This window comes from Sulfurovum sp. bin170 (genome assembly GCF_010892395.1).
Taxonomy (GTDB): Bacteria; Campylobacterota; Campylobacteria; order Campylobacterales; family Sulfurovaceae; genus UBA1140.
Genome location: NZ_JAACKB010000225.1, coordinates 1 through 1,750, shown reverse-complemented (window position 1 = coordinate 1,750; position 1,750 = coordinate 1). Strand labels below are relative to the sequence as shown.

Below are 1,750 nucleotides of genomic sequence, written 5' to 3'. Positions count from 1 at the left end.
TATAACCCTTTTTGAGACCTCTACAAAGTCAACAATCTCTTGTCCCTCTTTGATAGTCTCTTTGGTTTTATGAGCTGAAAATCCATAAGCCATAGGTGTGATATTCTCTGTATCATAAAAAGCCGTTCTAGCATCTATCCACTCACCTGTGTTTATATCGGTTATCCAAATAATGGCTTGGTCACTCCACTCTATCTTCTCCTCTTTGAACCAAAGAATAGTACAACCTATATCATCAAACATATATTTTTTACCAGTTTTGGGGTCTCTCACCTGTGCTGTATTTTTTCTATCACTTACCACCATGACACATCTAGCACACATGTCTCTGTCCCAGTGGACTTTGGCAACGGCTGTTTTGGAACGCTCCTCACAACCAAAAATAGTGAAAAGTGAGATGAGAATAGTGAGTAGTAGTAAGAGAAGTCTCATTTAATAATCCTTTTTGGATAAATTTTAACTAATTATAGTGTGATGAGGTTTGATTTAGATTAACACAGATTTAACACTCCTTAGATATAATAATTTCTGATATTAAAAATAAGGATTACTAATGTTAAATAGAAAAATAGTCATGATTATCATGTTTTTAACTCTATCGTTATCTATAACTTACGCAGGTGATGCATTCTCCAAAGTTGCTTCAACCCAGCCAACTCTAACACAAAAAGGAGCATCAAAAAAGTGGTGTCCTGTCTGTGGGATGAATTTAAAGATGTTCTACAAAACTTCTCACACTTCCAAGCTTCCTAATGGAGCAGATAGACAATACTGCTCCATTCGCTGTTTGGTTGTGGATATGCAGGAGTATAAGATAGATTTAGTAGATATCAAAGTGGTTGATGTCAATAGTCAAAAACTTATTGATGCCAACAAAGCTTTTTATATTATAGGTTCAGATGTAAAAGGGACAATGACAAAAATCAGTAAACTTGCATTTGCTACCAAAGATGAAGCAGAGAAGTTTGCAAAAGAGCATGGTGGAGAGGTTAGTGACTTTGCAACAGCCATGAAAAAAGCAGAAGAGTCGTTAAAAGGTGATATTGCGATGGTGAACATGAAAAAGCAGAAGATGATGCACCCTATGGGACAGAAGCTTTTTGAGAAAAAGTGTCAACCGACCATTAACCCTATGGATTTCGTAGAGATAAATGCACTCAAATCTGCCATTGTCGATGATAAGTTATGTAAACCTCTAAAAGAGAAACAACTTCAAGCAGTGGCTCTATATCTTTGGGATGTTAAACGAACAGAAGATTTAGACAAGATTGCTGATAAAATAGAGGTAGCCAAGGCTGAAAAATGTCCTGTGTGTGGAATGTTTGTCTACAAATATCCAAGATGGGCAGCTCAGATATTTTATAAAGAGGGCACAGATGAAAAGTACTACTCGTTTGATGGGGTAAAAGATTTGATGAAATTCTATTTTGACCATATGAAATGGGGAGATTATAAGATGTCTAAAAAAGAGAATGTCAGTAAGATATTAGTGACAGACTACTACTCTCAAAAAGCGATAGATGGAACCAAAGCCTATTATGTAATTGGTTCAGATGTACTTGGTCCAATGGGCAATGAATTGATACCATTTGAGCAAGAGAGCAGTGCTAAAACTTTTTTGGATGACCATAATGGTAAAATTATAGTTAGCTTTGATAAAATAGTGGAAAAAGAGGTTTATAAACTGGATGAATAGAAAAAGTCACTATCTCTTTTATATTTTTATTGGACTTAGCACACTTTTGGTGAG

2 protein-coding genes are annotated in these 1,750 nt (G+C 35.5%); one reads left to right on the top strand and one right to left on the bottom strand.

Annotated features, from left to right (window positions below):
• A partial coding sequence (locus GSY74_RS05300) for a hypothetical protein (protein ID WP_164664064.1) occupies window positions 1-432 on the bottom strand: 432 nt, incomplete at its 3' end.
• Between the two features lie 121 nt (window positions 433-553).
• On the opposite strand from GSY74_RS05300, the gene GSY74_RS05295 reads away from it, so the two are divergent.
• Window positions 554-1,696, top strand: a complete 1,143-nt coding sequence (locus GSY74_RS05295) for a nitrous oxide reductase accessory protein NosL (RefSeq protein ID WP_164664063.1) — start codon at window positions 554-556, stop codon at window positions 1,694-1,696.
• Window positions 1,697-1,750: the final 54 nt, after the last annotated feature.

Bases quoted from the DNA above. Each gene is read 5' to 3' on its own strand.
- GSY74_RS05295 (WP_164664063.1), top strand. From the start codon at position 554: ATGTTAAATAGAAAAATAGTCATGATTATCATGTTTTTAACTCTATCG.